Consider the following 19,475-nt stretch of genomic DNA (forward strand, 5'->3'; position numbering starts at 1 on the left):
GTCAGGCCACCTTTCTCTCGCGGCCTTCCCAGAACGGGGCGCGCAACTGGGTCTTGAGGATCTTGCCGGCGCCCGACAGCGGCATGGCGTCGATGAACGACACCTGGCGCGGGCACTTGTAGCCGGCGATGCGCTTCTTGCAGTGGTCGATGAGCTCCTGCGCGCTCAGGCTCGACCCGGCCTTCTTCACGATGAAGGCATGCACCAGCTCGCCCCACTGCTCGTCGGGCACGCCGATCACCGCGCACGAAGCGACCGCCGGATGCGTCGCGACGGCGCTCTCCACCTCGACGCTGTAGACGTTCTCGCCGCCGGTCACGATCATGTCCTTGATGCGGTCGACGATGAAGACGTAGCCGTCCTCGTCCATCCGGCCGCCGTCGCCGGTGAACATCCAGCCGTCGCGCAGGGCGGCGGCGGTCTCGGCCGGCTTGTTCCAGTAGCCGAGCATCACGCCGGGGCCGCGCACCGCCACTTCGCCGACCGCGCCGCGCGGCACTTCGTGGCCGAGCGAATCGACGATGCGCACTTCGCAGCCGATCGCCGCACGGCCGCCCGAACGGTGGCGCCCCTTGGCACGGCCCGCCTCGCGGTGCATCTCTTGCGTCAGCACCGTGGCCATCGGCGACAGCTCGGTCATGCCGTAGAGCTGCGTGAAGCCGGCCCACGGCAGCGCCTTCATCGCGCGGTCGAGCAGGCCCTCGCTGATCGGCGACGCGCCATACAGCATGTTCTTGAAGTGCTCGAGCCGATAGCGCCCGAGGTCCGGGTGGTCGACCATCATCTGGATCATGGTGGGCACCAGCAGGGCCTCGGTCACGCCGTGGTTCTGGATGGCCTCGAGCACGGCCACCGGCTCGAAGCGCGGCACGATCACGTGGCGCCCGCCGCTGGCGAACATCGCGTTCATGAAGCACCCATCGGCCAGATGGAACATCGGCGCCGCATGCAGGCCGATGCAGCCGCGCTGGATCGCGCCTTCGGCGATCACGCCGATCGCGTTGCTGTACAGGCCGCGGTGCGGCAGCATCACGCCCTTCGGCGACCCGGTGGTGCCACCGGTGTAGAAGACGCCCGCCAGGTCTTCGCCGCCGCGCAGCGCGTCTTCGACCGGTTCGGCCTGCGCGAGCAGCGCCTCGTAGCCGAGCATGCCCGCGGGCGGCTCGCCGTCGCCGATGTGGATGACGGTGCGCAACGACGGGCTGCGCCGCCGGAGGTCTTCGACCATGCCGGCGAAGGCGTCGTCGACGATCAGGATGCGGGTCTGGCAATCGTCGAGAGAGAAGGCGATTTCCGCCGCGCTCCAGCGGGTGTTGATCGGGTTGACCACGCCGCCCGCCCAGTACACGCCGGGGTAGTACTCGAGGTACCAGTCGGAGTTGAGCGCGAGCATGCCCACGCGATCGCCCGGTTGCACGCCCAGCTGGCGCAGCACGCCGGCGATGCGCGCGACGCGATCGATCAGTTGCGCGAAGGTGCGCTCTCGTCCCTGGAAGACGGATGCGACGGCGTTCGGTGTCTGCTGCGCGGCTCGCCGCAGTCCCTGGGTCAGGTACATGGTTGTCTCCTCGTTGTTGGTGTCACGGATTGCGCTCCATCGACCGGGCAATGATCTCTTTCATGATCTCGCTGGTGCCCCCGTAGATACGCTGCACCCGCGCATCGGCGTACAGCCGGGCAATCGGGTATTCGGTCATGTAGCCGTAGCCGCCGAACAGCTGGAGGCACTCGTCCGCCGCGCGGCCCAGCGTCTCGGTGGTCCACAGCTTGGCCATGGCCGCGGTGTCGGCGTCCATCGTTCCGTCGATCAGGCGCTGCACGCAGGTGTCGACGAAGGCGCGGCCGACGGTGGCCTGCGTCTTGATCTCCGCCAGCTTGAAGCGCGCGTTCTGGAAGTCGAACAGCGCCTTGCCGAATGCGCGGCGCTCCCGCGTGTAGTCGAGCGTCATGCGCAGCGCCGCCTCGGTCGACGAGATGGCGCTCACCGCACACAGCGTCCGCTCGTAGGGCAGCTCCGTCATCAGGTGGCGAAAGCCCTGCCCTTCGACGCCGCCCAGCACGTTGCCGGCAGGCACGCGCACGTTGTCGAAGAAGAGCTCGCTGGTGTCCGCCGCCTTCTGCCCGAGCTTGTCGAGCACGCGTCCGACCTTGAACCCGGGCGCGTCCCTGGTCTCCAGCAGGATCAGCGAAATGCCCCTGCTGCCCGCGCCGGGGTCGGTCTTGGCGACCACCACGATCAGGTCGGCCATCGACCCGTTGGAGATGAAGGTCTTGCTCCCGTTGATGACGTACTCGCCGCCCTGCAGATCGGCCCGCGTGCGGATGCCCTGCAGGTCGGAGCCCGCGCCGGGCTCGGTCATCGCGATCGCGCCGATCATCCGGCCCGCGGCCATCTCCGGCAGGTACCTGCGCTTCTGCGCCTCGGTGCCCTGGCCCAGCAGGTAGTGCGCCGAGATCTGGTGGACGCTGAGGCCGAAGCCGTAGTCGCCCGCGTAGGCCAGCTCTTCCATCAGCACGGCCACGTGCGCCGCGCTGCCGCCGGCGCCGCCGTAGGCCTCCGGTATGTCGGTCAGCAGCAGGCCGAGCGCGCCGGCCTTCTCCCAGGTGGCGCGGTCGACATGCTGCTGCCGCGCCCAGCGTTCCTGGTGCGGCGCGATCTCCTCAGCGACGAAGCGGCGCACGGCGTCGCGGTAGGTTTCCAGCTCGGCATCCATCCAGGGGCTGCGGTAGGTCGTCTCGCTCATCGTGTGGTCTCCTTGGTGTCGTAGCGCTCGACCAGGCGAAATTTCTGCACTTTGCCGGTGGCGGTCCGCGGCAGCGGCTCGTCGCTGATCAGCACCTTCTTCGGCGTCTTGAAGCCGGCCAGGCTGGCGCGGCACCAGTCGATGAGCGCGGCGGCGTCGACCTGCCGCCCCTCCGCCTCGACGACGACCGCGGTCACGCATTCGCCCCACAGCGGATCGGCCAGCCCGATCACCGCGCAGTCCGCCACGCCGGGGTAGCGCAGGATGGCCTCCTCCACCTCGCCGGCATGCACGTTCTGGCCGCCGGTCACGATCACGTCCTTGGTCCGGCCCTTGATGAAGAGATAGCCCTCGCCGTCGATGCTGCCGAGGTCGCCGGTGTGCAGCCAGCCGTCGCGGAAGGTCTCCAGGTTCTTGGCGGGATTCTTGTAGTAGCCCGTGATCGTGCCGGGCGAGCGCCCGACGATGGCACCGGTCTCGCCGGGCGCGACCGTGCGGCCGTCGGCGTCGACCACCTGCACTTCGGCGAACAGGATCGGCTGGCCGACCGAGTCCGGCCGGCGCGCGCGGTCTTCCGGCGTGCTCACGACCAGCGTGCTGGTCTCCTGCATGCCGTAGTACTCGTAGAGGCGCGGGCAGATCCGCGCGACCACGCCCTCGCGGATGGGTGCGGGCAGCAGCGACCCGGCGAACACCAGCGCACGCAGGGAGCGCAGGTCGGTGGCGTCGAGCTCCGGTCGTGCGAGCAGCATCGCGCCCATGGTCGGCACGAGGTTGTAGATCGTCACGCCCTCGCTCGCCGTCAGTTCGAGGACCCGTGCCGGCTCGAAGTTGGTGAGCACGTTCCGGATGCCGAACATCACGCTGCAGGCCACCCAGGCGAAGCCGACGCGCCCGTACATCGGGAACACGGTCATCACCACGTCGCCGCGCGTCACGTGCAGGGCCTGAAACATGCTGAAGAACGACGCGGCGTTGTAGTGCGTGAGCAGGTAGCACTTCGGCAGGCCGGTCGTGCCCGACGTGAGGTTGAAGTAGTACGGATCGCTTTCCTTCAGCTGCACATCGGGTTCCGCGGCGTCGGCCCGGTCGAGCAGCGCCTCGTAGGCATGCGGCGCGACCGCGGCATGGGCGGCACCGTCACCGAAGTCCACCTGCACGCGGACCTGCGGCATCTCCTGCTGCACCAGGGCGGCGATTTCCGCGAACTTGCGCTCCGACAGCAGCGCGACGGCATCGACCTCGCGCATCAACGCGACCATCTCCACCGGCGCCAGCCGGTAGTTGAGCGGCAGCCCGACCAGGCCGGCCTTGGCGAGCGCGAAATAGATCTCGACCACCTCCACGCGATTGGTGCTGAGGAAGGCGACGCAATCGCCCTTGCGCAGGCCGAGCCCGAGCAGGCCGTTGGCCAGGCGGTTGCAGCGCTCGTTGGTCTGCGCGAAGGTGAACCGGCGCCCGGTGGTGGCGCAGAAGAAAGCCTCTCGCCGCGCATCGCGCTGCGCCGCGGTGGCCAGCATGTTGCCGATCAGCATCTGCCCGAGGGCCATCGCGCTCATGGTGCCAACCTCCCGGCACTGCCGGTGCCGCCGGCGCTTTCGGCCCGTGCGCCGCGGGCCGCGAAGGCCTTGATCGCGTTCTTGTGGAACGGGTCCGAGAAGCACTCCTTCTCGAATGCCAGCGAGGTGTCCAGCACCAGGTTGACCGCATCGCGCAGATGCTTGTTGAGCGACGCCTTGGTCGAGCGGATGGCCATCCGCGAACCCGTGGCCAGCCGCGCGGCCATGGCCTGCGCCTGTTCGACGAGCTGGTCGGCCGGCACCACGCGGTTGACGAGGCCGATGCGCTCGGCCTCGGCGGCGCCCAGGCTGTCGCCCGTCATCAGGTACTCCTTGGCCCGCGACATGCCCACCAGGAAAGGCCAGATCACCGCGCCGCCGTCGCCCGCCGTGACGCCGATGCGCACGTGCGGGTCGGAGATCTTCGCGTCGTCGGCCACGTAGATCACGTCGCAGAACAGCGCCAGCGTGGCGCCCAGGCCGGCCGCGACGCCGTTGATGGCCGAGACGATCGGCTGCGGCATGTCGACCAGGTCGACGATGATCTTGCGGGCCTCGACGAAGAGCGCGTCGAGCTGCGCGGGCGTGATGTCGCCGAACCAGCCGAGGTCGCCGCCGGCGGAGAAGGCCCGGCCCTCGCCGGTGAGCACGACCGCGTCGACGCCGGCGTCCTGCGCGATCTGCGCGAAGACCCGCGACAGCTCGGTGTGCAGCGTGGCGTTGACCGCGTTGAGCGCCTCCGGGCGATGGATTTTCACGGTCAGGACGGCGCCCGAACGGCTGAACGAAAGCGTTTGATAGTCGGAATAGTTCATGGCTTGAAGATGAAGAAGCGGATGCGTCGGACTCAGCCTGCGGTCACGCCGCCGTCGACCGTGAAGCTCGCGCCGGTCACGTAGGACGCACGCGGCGAGCACAACCAGACCACCATCTCCGCGACCTCCTCGGGCCGGGCCATGCGGCGGATGGCGGCGCGCGCGACGCCGTGCTGCAGCTTGTTGCCGGGGAAGATCGAGTCGTCCCCGGTGGTCATCGGCGTGTCGATGTAGCCGGGGCAGACGGCGTTGATGCGGATGCCGTCGCGCCCGCATTCGAGCGCCGCGGCCTTGGTGAGCCCGATCACGCCGTGCTTGGCTGCGCAGTAGGCCGAGCCGCCCGGCGCGCCGGTCAGCCCCATGATCGACGCGGTGTTGACGATGGCGCCGCCGCCGGTGCGCTGCATCGCGGGTATCTCGTGGCGCATGCAGTTGAAGACGCCCGTCAGGTTGACGTCGATCACCCGTTGCCATTGCGCCGGGCTGTGGTCGACCGTCAGCAGCGGATAGCCGGCGATGCCGGCGTTGTTGAACGCCACGTCGAGGCGGCCGTAGCGCTCGACGGTGTGCGCGACCAGCGCCGCGCAGTCCGCGTCCTGACTCACGTCGGCGCGCACCGCGGTCGCCTCGCCGCCCGCGGCGTCGATCAGCCGCGCCGTGGCCTGCGCCGCGGCTTCGTCGATGTCGCTCACCACCAGCCGCAAACCGTCTTGCGCGAGTTGCAGCGCGGCAGCGCGGCCGATGCCCGACCCGCCGCCGGTGACGATGGCGACGCGTCCGCCGCCATGGATCGACACGCCCGTCATGCGGGCTTCTTCACGAGCGGGCATTGCGACTCGGCCAGCGGCCGCCAGCTCTGGTCGGCCGGGACCGTTTCCAGGATCTTGTAGAGGTCCCACGGGCCCTTCGACTCGGCCGGCGTCTTGACCTGCGCGATGTAGGTCTGGCGCATCACGCGGCCGTCTTCGCGGATCTTGACGCCGTCGGAATAGAAGTCGTTGACCGGCAGCTCGCGCATCTTGACGCGCACCACGTCGGCGTCCTTGGTGCCCGCCGCCTTGACGGCCTGCAGGTAGTGCAGCACGGCGCTGTAGGTGCCGGCATGCGCCTCGGCCGGCATGAACTTGTTGCGTTCGAAGAAGCGCTTCGAGAAGCCGCGGGTCTTGTCGTCGAGGTCCCAGTAGAAGACGGTCGAGAACACGGTGCCCTGCGCAACCGGCAGGCCCAGCGCCCGCACGTCGTTGAGCAGCAGCGTCAACGCGACCAGCTTCTGCGACTTGCCGCCCATCTGGAACTCGTTCCACTGCTTGATCGAGTTCGTGGTGTCGGTGATCGCGTTGGCAAGCGCGACCACGCTGCCCTTGGACGACGATGCCTGCATCAGGAAGGACGAGAAGTCCGTGCTGTTCGGCGGATGCCGGACGCTGCCCACCACCTTGCCGCCGGCGCCGTTGATGGCGCGCGTCGCATCGGCTTCGAGCGCCTGGCCGAAAGCGAAGTCCGCCGTCACGAAGTACCAGGTCTTGTCGCCCGCCCGCGTGAGCTTGGCGGGCAGCGCGCTGGCGAACATGTAGGTGTCGTGGCTCCACTGCGTGCCGTAGGGCGAGCAGGCCTTGTCGGTGAAGATCGAGCTCGACGCGCCGGAGTAGAAGACCAGCTTCTTCTTGTCCTTGGCCAGCTCCTGGACGCCCAGGCCGACGGCCGAGTTGCCGACGTCGGCGATCACGTCGACGCCGTCGCTCTCGTACCACTTGCGTGCCGTCGCCAGGCCGACGTCGGGCTTGTTCTGGTGGTCGGCCGAGACGAACTCGATCTTCTTGCCGAGCACCTGGCCACCGAAGTCCTCGATGGCCATCCTGGCCGCGTCCACCGAGCCGGGGCCCAGCGACGACGAGAGGAAGCCGGTCATGTCGGTGAGCACACCGATCTTGACCGGGTCGGTGTCGGCCGCATGGGCCGCGAGGCCCGTTGTCATCGCAGCCACGGCTGCGGCTGCCGCGGCAAGCCGGAAGCGGCGTGTCGTCATCGACTTCATGGTTTCTTGTCTCCGTCGTTGTAGGAATGGGTGTCGGACCGATGGTGGCCGTTCTGCCTGCCGGCGGCCTCGTCCGAAAGAACAGTTCTGGGGCGGTGCTGCGCATGTCCCGCCTGTTGCCGGCCGCGCGCGAGCACGTCCTGGCGGCGCTGCGCGATGCCCGCGGCGCCCTGCGATGCGTTGAACGCGCGCGCCTGCTTCTGCTCCAGGGCCAGCGCGTCGCCGAAGCCCTGTTCGAAGCCGTCGTCGACGAGCTTCTTGTAGGCCGCGAGCAGGCCGGGCGCGAGCGAGAGCATGTCGAGCGCGAGCGCACGCGCCTGCGGCAGCAGTTCGTCGGCGGGCACCACGCGATTGACCAGGCCCCAGGCTTCGGCGCGTTGCGCGTCCAGGAAGTTGCCGGTCAGCGACAGTTCCTTGGCGCGCGAGATGCCGATCGACCGGCTCAGCTTCTGGCTCAGCCCCCAGATCGGCAGCAGGCCGACGCGGCCATGCGTGTCGGCGAAGCGGGCTTGCGGCGACGCGATCAGCACGTCGCAGCCCAGCGCCAGCTCGAAGCCGCCGGTGATCGCCGCACCGTTGATGGCGCCGATCACCGGCCCGCCGAAGTGGCCGAGCGCGTCGACCGGCGACCGCTCGTCGAGCACCTGCTGCAGATGGGTGCCGCTCGTGCCGAGTTCTTCCAGGTCGAGTCCGGCGCAGAACGCGTCGCCCGCGCCGGTGAGGATCAGCACCCGCACGGCGGGATCGCGCGACAAGGCGTCGAGCGCATCGCGGATCGCCTCGCGCAGTGCATGCGACAAGGCGTTGCGCGCGGCCGGGCGGTTGAGCGTGAGGACCGCGTAGCCCTCGGCGCGCTCCACGTGCAGCACGCTCACAGCGGCCGCCCGATGCGATGCGTGATCTCGCCGATCAACCCGCGCCGGAAGGCCAGCACGCAGACCGCGAAGATCACGCCCTGGATCGCCATGACCCAGGCGTCGAGATGCGCGAGGTAGTTGTGCATCATCACGATGACGGCCGCGCCGACCACCGGCCCCAGCAGCGTGCCGAGGCCGCCGAGCAGGGTCATGAGCACGACCTCGCCCGACATGCTCCAGTGCGCGTCCGGCAAGGCGGCGAGCTGGAAGACCAGCACCTTGGCCGCACCGGCGGCGCCGGCCAGCGTGGCGGACAGGACGAACGCCAGCAGCTTGTGGCGATCGACCTCGTAGCCCAGCGAGATCGCGCGCGGCTCGTTCTCGCGGATGGCCTTGAGCACCTGCCCGAACGGCGAATGGACGATGCGCCAGACCGCGAAGAAGCCGACGACGAAGATCGCGAAGACGAAGGCGTAGAGCGCCGCCGGCTGGTTGAGGTCGACCAGGCCGAAGAGCCTGCCGCGCGGCACCGCCTGGAGCCCGTTCTCGCCCCCGGTGAAGGGTGCCTGGAGAACGAAGAAGTACACCATCTGCGCGAGCGCGAGGGTGATCATCGCGAAGTAGATGCCCTGCCTGCGGATCGCCAGCAGGCCGGTGACCAGGCCCAGCGCACCGGCGCATGCCATGCCGAAGAGCACGGCAAGCTCGGGCGTCAGGCCCCAGACCTTGGCGGCGTGCGCGGTCGCGTAGCCGGCGACGCCGAAGAACATCGCATGGCCGAAGGACAGCAGGCCGCAGAAGCCGATCAGCAGGTTGAAGGCGCACGCGAACAGCGCGAAGCACATCACCTTCATCAGGTACACCGGGTAGATGAAGAGCGGCGCGATCGCGAAGAACGCGATCATCCCGGCAAAGGCTGCCGCCTGGATGCGGCGCACCGCGAGCGGCTCCGCAAGGCGCAGGGTCATGGTGTTCATCGTGCTAGCTCCTGGTGCCGAACAGTCCGTTCGGCTTGACGAGGATCACCAGCGCCATCATCACGAAGACGACGGTGCTGGAGGCCTCGGGGTAGAAAACCTTGGTCAGCCCCTCGACCACGCCGAGCCCGAAGCCCGCCAGGATCGAACCCATGATCGAACCCATGCCGCCGATCACCACCACGGCGAAGACGACGATGATCATCTCGGTGCCCATCAACGGGCCGACCTGGTAGATCGGCGCGGCCATCACGCCGGCCAGTGCGGCGAGCGCGGCGCCCGCGCCGTAGGTGAGCGTGAGCAGCCTGGGCACGTTGATGCCGAAGGCCTGCACCAGCGTCGGGTTCTCGGTGGCGGCGCGCAGGTAGCCGCCGAGGCGCGTGCGCTCGATCAGGAACCAGGCCGACAGGCAGACCGCGATCGACAGGCCGATCACCCACACGCGGTAGTTCGGCAGGAACATGAAGCCCAGGCTGTGGCCGCCGGCGAGCTGCGCCGGCATCGGGTACGGCTGGCCCGACGAGCCGTACTCGCTGAGGAACACGCCCTGCACGATCAACCCGAGCCCGAAGGTGAGCATCAGGCTGTAGAGATGGTCGACCCGGTAGAGCCGCGAGATCATGAAGCGCTCGGCCGCCGCGCCCACCGCCCCGACGCCGAGCGGTGCGAGCAGCAGCGCCCACCAGTAGCCGATGCCGGCCTTGTTCAGCAGCAGGTAGGCGACGAAGGCACCGAACATGTACTGCGCGCCATGCGCGAAGTTGATGATGCGCAGGAGGCCGAAGATGATCGCCAGGCCCAGCGAGAGCAAGGCGTAGAACGAGCCGTTGATGAGGCCGATGAGCAGCTGCCCGAAGAGGGCCTGCGAGGGGACGCCGAAGATCTCCATGCTAGACCCCCAGATGCGTGTGCAGCATGTGCATGCGCGCACCCAGTTCGGCGGCGGGGAACTGCTCGACCATGCGGCCACCCTCCATCACATAGAAGCGATCCGCGAGCGGCGCCGCGAAGCGGAAGTTCTGCTCCACCATCACCACGGTGAAGCCCTTGTCGCGCAGCGTGCGGATCACGCGCGCGATGGCCTTGACGATCACCGGGGCGAGCCCTTCGGAGGTCTCGTCGAGCAGCAGCAGCCGCGCACCGGTGCGCAGGATGCGTGCGAGCGCGAGCATCTGCTGCTCGCCCCCGGACAGCCGCGTGCCGGGGCTGTTGCGGCGCTCCTTCAGGTTGGGGAAGAGTTCGTAGATCTCTGCGATGCTCATGCCGCCGGCACCGATGACCGGCGGCAACAGCAGGTTCTCCTCGCAGCTGAGGCTCGCGAAGATGCCCCGCTCTTCCGGGCAGTAGCCGATGCCGCGGTGCGCCACGTGATGCGGCGCAAAGCCGGTGATGTCGGCGCCATGCAGCCGGACCGATCCGCTCACCTTGCCGACCAGCCCCATGATCGACTTGAGCAGCGTCGTGCGCCCGGCGCCGTTGCGCCCGAGCACGGTGACGACCTCGCCCTGGTGCACATGGAAGTCGACGCCGTGCAGCACGTGCGACTCGCCGTAGAACGCCTGCAGGCCCCGGACCTCCAGCATCGGAGGCGTCACCCCGCGCGCTTCATCCATGGGCGGCTCCCGCGAGTTCGGCGTCCTCGCTGCCCATGTAGGCCTCGAGTACCTGCGGATGCACCGACACCTCGGCGTACGGCCCCTCGGCGATGATGCGGCCCCGCTGCAGCACGCTGATGGTGTCCGCGATGCGCTCGATCACGCTCATGTTGTGCTCGACCATCAGCACGGTGCGCCCGACCGCGACCCGAGCGATCAGCGCCGTCACCTGGTCGATGTCCTCGTGCCCCATGCCCTGCGTCGGCTCGTCGAGCAGCAGCAGTTCGGGCTCGGTCGCGAGCGTCGTGGCGAGTTCGAGCGCGCGCTTGCGGCCATAGGGCAGCTCGCCCGCCGACAGTCGCGCATGCGCCTGCAGGCCGACCGCTTCGAGCAGTTCCATCGCCCTCGCGTCCAGGTGGCCGAGCGAACGCTCCGGCCGCCAGAACCGATACGAGGTACCGACCCTGCGCTGCAGGGCGATGCGCACGTTCTCGACGAGCGACAGGTTGGGGAACACCGCCGAGATCTGGAACGAGCGGACCATGCCCTTGCGCGCCACGGCGGCCGGGCTGTCGGACGTGATGTCCTGGCCGTTGAAGGTGATGCTGCCGCGCGTGGGCTGCAGGAACTTGGTCAGCAGATTGAAGACCGTCGTCTTGCCGGCACCGTTGGGGCCGATCAGCGCATGGATCCGGCCGCGCCGCACGCGCAGGTTGAGGCCGTCGACCGCAACGAAGCCCCGGAATTCCTTGACCAGGTCGTTTGTCTCGAGAATGTCGTCGTTGTTTGCAAGCATCGCGTCCCGCCGTTGAGTGCCGCGATGTTCGGGGCCGGCCCCCGTGGCGACCTCGTCCGAAAGGACAGTTCGCAGGGCGGGTTTTCACCAGGGCGGCATGCCGGCCGCGCGCTCCGGTGTGCGCTCAGGCGCTCAGGCGACCAGCCCCATCTGCCGCCCGACGGCGATGGCATGGGTGCGGCTCTCGGTGCACAGCTTGACGTTGATGCTGCGCAGGTGCGCCTTCACGGTGGTCTCGGACACGAAGAGCTTCTCGGCGATCACCCGGTTGCGATGTCCGCCGGCCAGCAGGCGCAGGACCTGCAGCTCGCGCTCCGAGAGAACCGACGGGCCGCCCATGACGGCACTCGGCACCACGGGCGCCGCCGCACCGGGCGTGGTGAATCCGGCCATGTCGAGCACCTTGTCCATGAAGGCCGACAAGGCATCGCCCGGGCCGTCGGCACCGGACTCGTCGGCCCGCGCGGCACGCAGTTCGGCAATGCAGCGCGCCACGCCGGGCCCCTCGTCGACGAAGCTGCGGGAGAAGCCTTCCATCGCCGCGAACTGAAGGGCGTCCCGCAGGCGCCGCAGGCCCACGGCCGATTGCCCGGCGTTGCACAGCGCCTCGGCCAGCAGGATGTTGAGCTTGAGCGCGCGACGGTATCGCCGCAGGCTCTCGGCTTCCTTGAGCGCCTCCTTCAGCGGCGCGATGACCGCTTCGCTGTGGCCGCTGCGGATCTTCAGCCTGAACCCCGCGAAGCGCAGGGTGTCGACGTCGTTGGCATGCGTCACCAGCCCCTGGAAAGGCGCCCAGGTGCGTTCGTCGCCGGCACTGGCCATCAGGTCGCGGGCCGATTCCATGTTGCCGCGCGCCAGCGCCAGCCGCGCACTCTCGAGCCGCGCGGTCGCGACCATGCGGGGCAGCGCGTGCAGATGGCCGGTGATCTCCATGTCGCCCAGCAGTTCGTCGGCGCGATCGTGGTTGCCGCGCGCCACCGCGATGCGCACCAGCACCATGTAGCTGGTGATCAGCTGGTCCGGCGCCGCCACGTCCTTGAGCAGCGGCAGGTACACGCTCAGCAGCTTCTCGGCCTCGTCGAGATCGTCGCTTTCGTACAGCGCCTCGGCCAGGAACGCGGCCGACACCGTGCTGCTCGCCGCATGCGGCATGGCGGTGGACCCGCCGCCGGACAGCGCGGCCCGGAAGCTCGCGGTGGCGCTCTTCAGCCGGCCTTGCGCGAAGTCGATGGCGCCTTCCAGGCACAGCGCCATCGGCGTGATGAACGAAGTCCCGTTGCCGAGCGCCCGCTGCCTGGCCTGGTCCAGGAAGCGCCGCGCCTCGTCGAAGCGGCTCTCCGCCACGAGGCAGTAGCCGTACGACGCACCCATCATGGCGTGCGCGAACGACTGCGCCGGCGGCACGATGGCCAGGCAGTCCAGCCACAGCCTGGACGACTCCTTCAGGTGATCGGTCATCGCAAGGACGAACGCCCGCTGCACGCCGATGGCGCCCGGCGGCACCGCCTCCGCCACCGCCAGCCCGCCCGCATGCGTGCGCTCGACCCGGTCGAGGAGCTGCAGGCTCTCGTCGTAGCGGTGCGTCAGCGTCAGCGACCAGGCAAAGGCCAGCGCGAGCTCGGGCAATCGATCGAGGTTCTCGCCGAGTCGCGCCGCGGCGAACCACCGTGCAAGGGTCCGCGCGCGCCCCTGCCAGAGCAGGCCCGACGCATGCGCCGACAGCAGTTCGAGCAGGTAGGCCGCGTCGTCGCACCGCAGCGCGTGTTCGATGGCGCGCACCGGCCGGCCCTGCGCCAGCCACCATTGCGCGGCACGTCGGTGCAGCCTGGCCGCCTCGCGGGGCGCCGTCTGCGTCAACTGGTTGCGCAGGAAACCGCTGAAGAGCGCGTGATAGCGGAACCAGTTGCGGCCCTCGTCCTGGGGCACCAGGAAGAGATGCGCGCGCTCGACCTGCGCCAGCAGTTCATGGCCGTCGTTGCCTTCGAGCAGGTAGTCGCACAGCGGCCCGCTGAGCTCGTGGAGCACGCTGGTGTGCAACAGGAAGTGCCGCACCTGTGCCGTCTGGCGCGACAGCACGTCCTCCAGCAGGTAGTCGGCGATCGACGCGTTGGAGCCGTCGAAGGTGTCGATGAAGGCCTGCGGATCGTCGCGGTCGCGCAATGCCAGCGACACCAGCCACAGCGCGGCCGGCCAGCCTTCGGTGCGCTGCTGCAGCCTGACGATGTGGTCGTCGCGCAGCGCGAGTCCGCGCTGGTGACGCAGGAAGGCGGCGGTCTCCTGCGAGGTGAAGCGCAGCTCGGCAGCCTCCACTTCGAGCAGGCGCCCATGCGCACGCAGCCGGCCCAGCCCGAGGTCGGGTGTCGTGCGCGAGCCGATGACGAACTGGCCGTTCTCGGGGATGTAGCGGATCAGTTGCCGCAACAGCCCCAGGATCACCGGGCTCTCGATGACCTCGAAATCATCGAGAAAAATGACGAAGCGGCCGCGGAACGCCGAGAGATGGTTGACCAGATCGACCATCGCGCCATCGGTATCGGCATCCGCCTGGGTGCCGCGGCTCTCGAAGGCCAGCACGTTGGCCGGATCCACCGCCTTGAACACCTCGACCAGATAGCCCAGGAACCGGCCGAGATCGTTGTCCGCGCTGTCGAGCGTGAGCCAGCCGGTGGCGATGCCACGGTTTCTGAGCTGCGCGAAGTACTGCAGCATGACGGTCGTCTTGCCGAATCCCGCGGGGCCGTGCACGAGCACCAGCCCGGCTTCCTCGGCCGCATGGATGTGCTCGACGACCTGGGTCCGCGGCACGGGGCGCGGCGAAGTCAGCCGGGGATTCAGCTTGGCGTGCGCGATGTGCTGCGCCGATGCCGGGGAAGGTGTCTCCAATTTCTTGTCGCCTCGTTGGTCCGCACCCAGGTTTGCGTGCAGCCGCGACTTTGCCGTGCATGAACGGCGAAATCCATCGCTGTTTCTACCGGGACGCGACGGTTGCGGATGCGCTTTTTCTTCGGCCGACCACCGCCCGCCGATCGAAGTTGTAGGTGTTCGCCGTCCGATGATGACGCGCCGATCCGACCGGCTCGCTGCGGATCCCGTTCAACCTCGCGCCAATTGCCATCCTTGCCATCCTTTCAACCGTTGCGGACGTCCCGTCGGGCGACCGCGGCTTTCAGGGCCTTGCGATGTCCCTCGACTACCAGATCGTCAATGCAGTGATCCGCGTGCCGGCGGAGAGTGTCTACACCTTCGCCCGGCGGATGGACACGCTGCCGCAGTGGGCATCCGGCCTCGCCGCCGGCATCCAGGAAGAGAACGGGCGATGGTTCGCCGAATCACCGATGGGGCGGGTTCAGGTCGCCATGGCGCCCCGCAACGAATTCGGCGTGCTCGACCACGACGTGACGCTGCCCGACGGGACCACCGTGCACAACCCGCTGCGGGTGATCCCGGCGCCGGGGGCCGCTGGCGAGAGCAGCCTGGTGTCCTTCGTCGTGTTCCGCCTGCCCGGTGTGGCGCTGGAGGATTTCCAGCGTGACGTCGCCCACGTCGAGCGCGATCTCCAGGCGCTGAAGACCGTTCTGGAGAAGCTGCACCGCGCCGCTTGATGTGACGCGACTCGGCGCGACGCCGCCCGGGCTCAGCGCGATGCCGCGCCCAGCTTGTCGAAGTCGCTGTCGAGCCGCGCCAGGGACGACGCGATCTGCGTGCGACGCGCCTTGATCCAGGCGTCCTGCTGCGCCACGCGCAGCGTCGACTCCTTGAGCATGCGCGCCATCTCGGCGGGCTGCGGACCGCCGGCAGTCTGGCGGTTCTTCACGATGGCCACCGGGTTCAGGGTCGAGCGGAATTCCGCCTCCGACATCGGCAGCACGGGCGCGAAGTCCGACCCCTTGACGGTCTCGGCGTAGATGCGCTGCGCCTCGACATAGGGGAAGTCCAGCGGCTTGATGTTCTTGGCCTTCGCGTACTCCACCACTTCGGATGCGAAATGGTGGCCGACGCGGAAGGGCAGCTTGTAGGTGCGCATCAGCACGTCCGCCAGTTCCTGCGACGCGGTCCAGTCGCTGTTGAGTTCCTCCAGCGCCCGATCGGTGTCGAGCACCATGGCGCCCAGGATCTTGTCCCAGTTGTTCAGCACACCGATGGCGCTCTGCACCATCGCGCTGTTGGGCTTGACCTCCTTCGGGTCGCTCATGCCGGGTGGAATGTTGTGGGCCTGGATGGCCGCGCCCAGCCCCAGGGTCAGTGCCGTCGACGCGTCGCGGCGGGTGCTGTTGAGCAGGCCGGGGTTGCGTTTCTGCGGCATGGCGCTGGACACGTAGGTGTTGCCGCCGCCCTCCTGCAGCAGGATCCAGGGCCGCGCCTGCGAGTACTGCGCCATCACGTCCTCGATGAAGCTGCCGGCATGCAGGGCGATGGCCATGACGATCGCGCCCGCCTCCACCGGCTCGTCCACGGACGAGATCTGCGAAGCGTCGTAGGCGTTGTCCACCGTGGCGGCGAAGCCCAGGTAGTCGGCCATGCGCTTGCGGTTCAGGGGCCAGCTGGTTCCGTTCAGCACCGTCGTGCCCATGGAGGACCGGTCGAGGCGCACATAGAACTCGCGGATGCGCTGGGCATCGCGGTCCAGGCCGGCGGCGATGCCCAGCAGGTAGTGCCCGTAGCTGTTGGGTTGCGCCGCCACGCCGTTGGTGTAGTTGGGAACGATGGTGTCCTTGTACCTGTCCGCCAGCTTGACCATGGTGCCGGTCGTCTTGTTGAGCTGGTCGGCCAGGCTGAGCAGGTCGTCGCGCAGGATCGCCGAGCGCAGCGTGGCCAGCATGTCCTGGCTGGAGCGGCCTGCGTGCAGCAGCGTGACCTGCGGCCCGGCGGCTTCGATCAGCAGCGGTTCGAAGGTGATGACGTTGCTGGGGCGCTTGCCGCCCGGCTTGTCGCCGTCCGCCAGCACCTTGGTGATGCCCGAATAGACCAGCGGCGTCATCGACTTGTCGAGCAGGCCCTCGTCCGTGTTGATGACCGCCGTGGCCTTGTTGATCTGGCCGAGCCAGAAGAACTCGTCATGCCTCGGCTTGGCCTGCGCCCATGCCTGGGGAACCGCGGAAGACAGGGAAAGAGCGGCCGCCAGGGCCAGGGCAGACAGTTTCATGGTGTCTCGAACTTGGTTGGTCAATGCAGCGCCGCAGAATACACGCTTGCATGGCCCGGCGAGACGCAGGAGCCCGGTGGCGACCCCGAGCCGCCGACGGCCGCGGCCGCCAGCTTCAGGCGCCGGTGACGACCGGGAAGTCGACGCCCAGCCATTTCTGGTAGAGCTTGTTCAGTTCGCCGTTGGCACGGTTGCGCGCAATGAAATCATCCAGCGTCTTCTTCAGTTCCACCTGGCCTGGCCGCAGCGCGATGGCCATCACCTGTTCGCGGATCGTGAGCTTCTTTTCGTAGGTGTCCGCGGGCACGCGCTTGGCGATCTGCGCGGCGACCGTGGTCGAGCAGCCGATCGCGTCGACCTGGCCGGAGATCAGCGCCTGCATGCCGGAGGCATCGTCGTCGAAGCGGCGGATCTCGGTGCCTTCCGGCGACATGGCCGTCAGCGCCACGTCCTGGACGCTGGCGCGTGCCACGCCGATCCGCTTGCCCTTGAAGTCGGCGGGCGACTTGATGTCCACTTTCTTGGCGCCGTAAAGGATCACGGACGCCGTCGCGTACGGCGCGGAGAAGTCCACCTGCTTGGCCCGTTCGGGCGTGATGGCCAGGGACGCGACCAGCAGATCGACCTTGTTTGTCAGCAGGAACGGAATGCGGTTCGGCCCGGTGACCGGCACGATGTTGAGCTTCACGCCCAGGTCCTTCGCCAGCAGGCGCGCCACGTCGGCGTCGTAGCCGTCCGGCTGGTTCTGCGCGTTGGTCGTCCCGTACGGCGGAAAGTCCACCAGCATGCCGACGGTGAGTTCGCCCTTCTTCTTGATGTCGGCGATGTTCTGTGCCGCCGCGATGCCCGACAGGCCGCCGAATGCGGTCGCGAGGCCCAGCGCGATCGCTTGCCGGCGCGATGGTGAATGGAATTGGCTCATGTGCATGTCTCCTTGTGAATCTGGGAAGCTGATGTGCAGTCGGCGCGGATGCGCTTCACATCACGCCGAAGGTGTCGAAGGCCTCGACCGTGCTCATGCCGTTCTGGATGGCCTTGCGCACGGCGTTCTCGGTGCTGGCCTTTTCCAGCGCGCGGCTGAATGCCTCGACCTCGGCCTCTCGCGGCACGATGAGCACGCCGTCCTGGTCGCCGAAGACGATGTCGCCGGGGCGGATGCGGACGCCCTGGATCTCGACCGGCACGCGGTAGTCGACCACCTTGCCGCGCGGCCCCTGGTCCTGCGAATAGCCGCCCAGCGAGAACACGGGCAGGCCGAGCTCGAGCACTTCGTTGGTGTCGCGTGAATAGCCGTCGAGCACGGCGCCCGCGGCCTTCAGATGCTGCGCCCGGGTGGTCATCAGCCCGCCCCAGAGCGCGAACTGCGGCGCACAGCCGGTGGCCACGTAGACCTCGTGGGGCCTGAGATCGTCGAGCGCCTCGAACAGCAGCCCGAAAGGCTTCTGGCTCAGCGGCGTCTTGCCTTCGGGCTCGGTGCGCGCGAAGCAATTGGTTTCGAGCACGGGCATTGCCCGCCCCGCGATCACCATCGACCGCGCGACGGGCCGGATGCCGGGCGGCAGGAACTGGCGCATCAGCCCCATGGTGTCCAGGATGTCTCCCACCACGGCGGGGAACAGGCGGGTCTTCATGAGCTGGAACAGCTCGTCGTCATCTTTCCACATGCAGGTCTCTCGGTTCGGATCGGTGCGCGGATTGAAACGCCGTACCCGGGCTCATTCAACCTTTCACCCTATAAGATAGGTCATCACTTTTTACATCGATGGCCGCGCACCCTTTCGTCCTCACCCCTGTCGAGCGCGTCTCCCTGGCGGAGCAGGCCGTGCAGAGCCTGCTGAAGTACATCGAGCAGGCGCGGCTCGCGCCCGGCGCGCCGCTTCCCGGAGAAGGCCGGTTGGCGGAAACGCTGGGCGTCAGCCGGCCGGTGGTGCGCGAAGCCCTGCGCACGCTCAAGGGAATGGGCGTGGTGGACATCGCCAATGGCAAGAGCCCGACGGTTCGCCGGGACCTCGATGTGACTGCGCTGGGCATCTATTTCTCGCGTGCATTGCAGGTGCTGGACAACTCTACCGAGGAATTGATGGACGTCCGCGCCGCCCTGGAAGGCCGCGCGGCAATGCTGGCCGCCGCACGGCGTCCGCCCGAACAGACCGAGCGCATGGCGGCGCTGGTCATACAGATGCAGGCCTGCCTGCGCGACCCGGCTGCCTACGCCGCGCTGGACACCGAACTCCACGTCGAGATCGCCCGCGCCAGCGGCAACCCGCTTCTGTGGCAGATGATCGGTTCGATCCGCGCGTCGCTCGAATCGCTGTCGCGGCAGGGCATGGAACGACGAAGGACCGACGAGAGCCTGCAACAGGTCCAGGACGGCCATGCGGAACTCGTCGCGAAGATCTGCGAAGGCGATGTGAGCGGCGCCGGAGCCTGCATGCAGGCCCACATGAATGCGGCCTTGCAGGCCCTGATGACGGTCGGCTCTGCCTGATTCGGGTTTTCCCGATTGCAAGATTCCAATTCAAATCAATTGGGATAAAGCGCAGCCGGCATGCAGCAATTGACCGTCCGACGTCTTCGATCGCCCAATTAATCGACCAATTAATTGCCGGTCCAATTCCAATAATTGGCGTGCAATGCCAGATGAATCGACCGCTCTGTAGGAGAGGAACTACGGCATTCGTAGGGCTGTCCGCTGCGCGTTTCTAGGCCATTTTCAATCTGTAGACAGGTCGCCACACAAAAGGCAATTTGATGTCTGAATTGTTAAATAGTGAATGCTCGCAAGTAAGAATTGTTCTTTCCTCACATCGAACAACGAGAGCAAATGAATCGAATTCATCGTCTGGTCTTCAATCGCGTCACGGGCACTTGCCAAGCGGTTTCTGAAGTTGCACAGGGTTCCCATGCGGCTGGCGGGAGTGAAGGCAACGCCACCATCCAGCCGCGTCGCACGG

Annotated in this window: 17 protein-coding genes and 1 pseudogene; 3 read left to right on the forward strand and 15 right to left on the reverse strand. The window is 68.0% G+C overall.

The features are described 5' to 3' along the window. Position 1 precedes the first annotated feature (1 nt). The 12 genes from AC07PZ_RS12120 to AC07PZ_RS12175 form a co-directional block, all read right to left on the reverse strand. Positions 2-1,558 carry a long-chain-fatty-acid--CoA ligase gene (locus AC07PZ_RS12120; protein ID WP_495295338.1) on the reverse strand — a complete coding sequence of 519 codons (1,557 nt, stop codon included), beginning with the start codon at positions 1,556-1,558 and terminating at the stop codon, positions 2-4. A 22-nt stretch (positions 1,559-1,580) separates the two neighbouring features. Next, the gene (locus tag AC07PZ_RS12125; protein ID WP_495295339.1) at positions 1,581-2,744 is read right to left on the reverse strand and encodes an acyl-CoA dehydrogenase family protein; all 1,164 of its coding nucleotides are present in this window, start codon (positions 2,742-2,744) and stop codon (positions 1,581-1,583) included. Then, the gene (locus AC07PZ_RS12130; RefSeq protein WP_495295340.1) at positions 2,741-4,303 is read right to left on the reverse strand and encodes a class I adenylate-forming enzyme family protein; all 1,563 of its coding nucleotides are present in this window, start codon (positions 4,301-4,303) and stop codon (positions 2,741-2,743) included. Before AC07PZ_RS12130 ends, AC07PZ_RS12125 begins: the two co-directional genes overlap by 4 nt. Next, complete coding sequence (locus AC07PZ_RS12135; protein ID WP_495295341.1) at positions 4,300-5,118, reverse strand: enoyl-CoA hydratase/isomerase family protein; 819 nt, start codon at positions 5,116-5,118, stop codon at positions 4,300-4,302. The genes AC07PZ_RS12130 and AC07PZ_RS12135 overlap by 4 nt, the downstream gene beginning before the upstream one ends. 32 nt (positions 5,119-5,150) lie before the next feature. After that, positions 5,151-5,948 carry an SDR family NAD(P)-dependent oxidoreductase gene (locus AC07PZ_RS12140; RefSeq protein WP_495295342.1) on the reverse strand — a complete coding sequence of 266 codons (798 nt, stop codon included), beginning with the start codon at positions 5,946-5,948 and terminating at the stop codon, positions 5,151-5,153. Then, positions 5,921-7,153, reverse strand: a complete 1,233-nt coding sequence (locus tag AC07PZ_RS12145; protein ID WP_495295343.1) for an ABC transporter substrate-binding protein — start codon at positions 7,151-7,153, stop codon at positions 5,921-5,923. Before AC07PZ_RS12145 ends, AC07PZ_RS12140 begins: the two co-directional genes overlap by 28 nt. Further along, positions 7,150-8,028 (reverse strand): enoyl-CoA hydratase, encoded by an 879-nt coding sequence (locus AC07PZ_RS12150; protein ID WP_495295344.1) that lies wholly within the window; start codon positions 8,026-8,028, stop codon positions 7,150-7,152. Before AC07PZ_RS12150 ends, AC07PZ_RS12145 begins: the two co-directional genes overlap by 4 nt. Then, a complete protein-coding gene (locus AC07PZ_RS12155) occupies positions 8,025-8,978 on the reverse strand; it encodes a branched-chain amino acid ABC transporter permease (RefSeq protein WP_495295690.1) in 954 nt (317 codons plus the stop codon). The genes AC07PZ_RS12150 and AC07PZ_RS12155 overlap by 4 nt, the downstream gene beginning before the upstream one ends. 13 nt (positions 8,979-8,991) lie before the next feature. Beyond that, entirely contained in the window at positions 8,992-9,876 is an 885-nt protein-coding gene (locus tag AC07PZ_RS12160; RefSeq protein WP_495295345.1) for a branched-chain amino acid ABC transporter permease, read from the reverse strand. A 1-nt stretch (position 9,877) separates the two neighbouring features. Beyond that, entirely contained in the window at positions 9,878-10,582 is a 705-nt protein-coding gene (locus AC07PZ_RS12165) for an ABC transporter ATP-binding protein (RefSeq protein WP_495295691.1), read from the reverse strand. 10 nt (positions 10,583-10,592) lie between these two features. Next, entirely contained in the window at positions 10,593-11,378 is a 786-nt protein-coding gene (locus tag AC07PZ_RS12170; RefSeq protein WP_495295346.1) for an ABC transporter ATP-binding protein, read from the reverse strand. A 132-nt stretch (positions 11,379-11,510) separates the two neighbouring features. Next, on the reverse strand, positions 11,511-14,261 hold the full coding sequence (locus tag AC07PZ_RS12175; protein ID WP_495295347.1) for a winged helix-turn-helix domain-containing protein: 2,751 nt from the start codon (positions 14,259-14,261) through the stop codon (positions 11,511-11,513). Positions 14,262-14,557: 296 nt separating this feature from the next. On the opposite strand from AC07PZ_RS12175, the gene AC07PZ_RS12180 reads away from it, so the two are divergent. After that, on the forward strand, positions 14,558-14,980 hold the full coding sequence (locus AC07PZ_RS12180; protein ID WP_495295348.1) for an SRPBCC family protein: 423 nt from the start codon (positions 14,558-14,560) through the stop codon (positions 14,978-14,980). A gap of 32 nt (positions 14,981-15,012) precedes the next feature. Here the strand turns inward: AC07PZ_RS12180 and AC07PZ_RS12185 are convergent, their stop codons facing one another. The 3 genes from AC07PZ_RS12185 to AC07PZ_RS12195 form a co-directional block, all read right to left on the reverse strand. Continuing rightward, positions 15,013-16,521 carry a lyase family protein gene (locus AC07PZ_RS12185; protein WP_495295349.1) on the reverse strand — a complete coding sequence of 503 codons (1,509 nt, stop codon included), beginning with the start codon at positions 16,519-16,521 and terminating at the stop codon, positions 15,013-15,015. A 115-nt stretch (positions 16,522-16,636) separates the two neighbouring features. After that, complete coding sequence (locus AC07PZ_RS12190; RefSeq protein ID WP_495295350.1) at positions 16,637-17,449, reverse strand: transporter substrate-binding domain-containing protein; 813 nt, start codon at positions 17,447-17,449, stop codon at positions 16,637-16,639. A 49-nt stretch (positions 17,450-17,498) separates the two neighbouring features. Further along, positions 17,499-18,185, reverse strand: coding sequence for an RraA family protein (locus AC07PZ_RS12195; RefSeq protein WP_495295351.1), 687 nt, complete (start codon positions 18,183-18,185; stop codon positions 17,499-17,501). Positions 18,186-18,283: 98 nt separating this feature from the next. Between AC07PZ_RS12195 and AC07PZ_RS12200 the strand changes: the two genes are divergently transcribed. Continuing rightward, positions 18,284-19,009: a FadR/GntR family transcriptional regulator gene (locus AC07PZ_RS12200; protein ID WP_495295352.1), complete on the forward strand. Its 726-nt coding sequence runs from the start codon at positions 18,284-18,286 to the stop codon at positions 19,007-19,009. A 336-nt stretch (positions 19,010-19,345) separates the two neighbouring features. Beyond that, positions 19,346-19,474, forward strand: a pseudogene (locus tag AC07PZ_RS12205) (ESPR-type extended signal peptide-containing protein); the annotation flags it as partial. Position 19,475: the final 1 nt, after the last annotated feature.

It is taken from the genome of Variovorax sp. GW821-FHT10B04 (assembly GCF_059415645.1).

Coding starts and splice junctions, on each gene's coding strand:
- AC07PZ_RS12155 (WP_495295690.1), bottom strand. CDS start 8,978: ATGACCCTGCGCCTTGCGGAGCCGCTCGCGGTGCGCCGCATCCAGGCG.
- AC07PZ_RS12195 (WP_495295351.1), bottom strand. CDS start 18,185: ATGTGGAAAGATGACGACGAGCTGTTCCAGCTCATGAAGACCCGCCTG.
- AC07PZ_RS12125 (WP_495295339.1), bottom strand. CDS start 2,744: ATGAGCGAGACGACCTACCGCAGCCCCTGGATGGATGCCGAGCTGGAA.
- AC07PZ_RS12120 (WP_495295338.1), bottom strand. CDS start 1,558: ATGTACCTGACCCAGGGACTGCGGCGAGCCGCGCAGCAGACACCGAAC.
- AC07PZ_RS12130 (WP_495295340.1), bottom strand. CDS start 4,303: ATGAGCGCGATGGCCCTCGGGCAGATGCTGATCGGCAACATGCTGGCC.
- AC07PZ_RS12135 (WP_495295341.1), bottom strand. CDS start 5,118: ATGAACTATTCCGACTATCAAACGCTTTCGTTCAGCCGTTCGGGCGCC.
- AC07PZ_RS12180 (WP_495295348.1), top strand. CDS start 14,558: ATGTCCCTCGACTACCAGATCGTCAATGCAGTGATCCGCGTGCCGGCG.
- AC07PZ_RS12185 (WP_495295349.1), bottom strand. CDS start 16,521: ATGAAACTGTCTGCCCTGGCCCTGGCGGCCGCTCTTTCCCTGTCTTCC.
- AC07PZ_RS12160 (WP_495295345.1), bottom strand. CDS start 9,876: ATGGAGATCTTCGGCGTCCCCTCGCAGGCCCTCTTCGGGCAGCTGCTC.
- AC07PZ_RS12200 (WP_495295352.1), top strand. CDS start 18,284: ATGGCCGCGCACCCTTTCGTCCTCACCCCTGTCGAGCGCGTCTCCCTG.
- AC07PZ_RS12140 (WP_495295342.1), bottom strand. CDS start 5,948: ATGCCCGCTCGTGAAGAAGCCCGCATGACGGGCGTGTCGATCCATGGC.
- AC07PZ_RS12170 (WP_495295346.1), bottom strand. CDS start 11,378: ATGCTTGCAAACAACGACGACATTCTCGAGACAAACGACCTGGTCAAG.
- AC07PZ_RS12145 (WP_495295343.1), bottom strand. CDS start 7,153: ATGAAGTCGATGACGACACGCCGCTTCCGGCTTGCCGCGGCAGCCGCA.
- AC07PZ_RS12190 (WP_495295350.1), bottom strand. CDS start 17,449: ATGCACATGAGCCAATTCCATTCACCATCGCGCCGGCAAGCGATCGCG.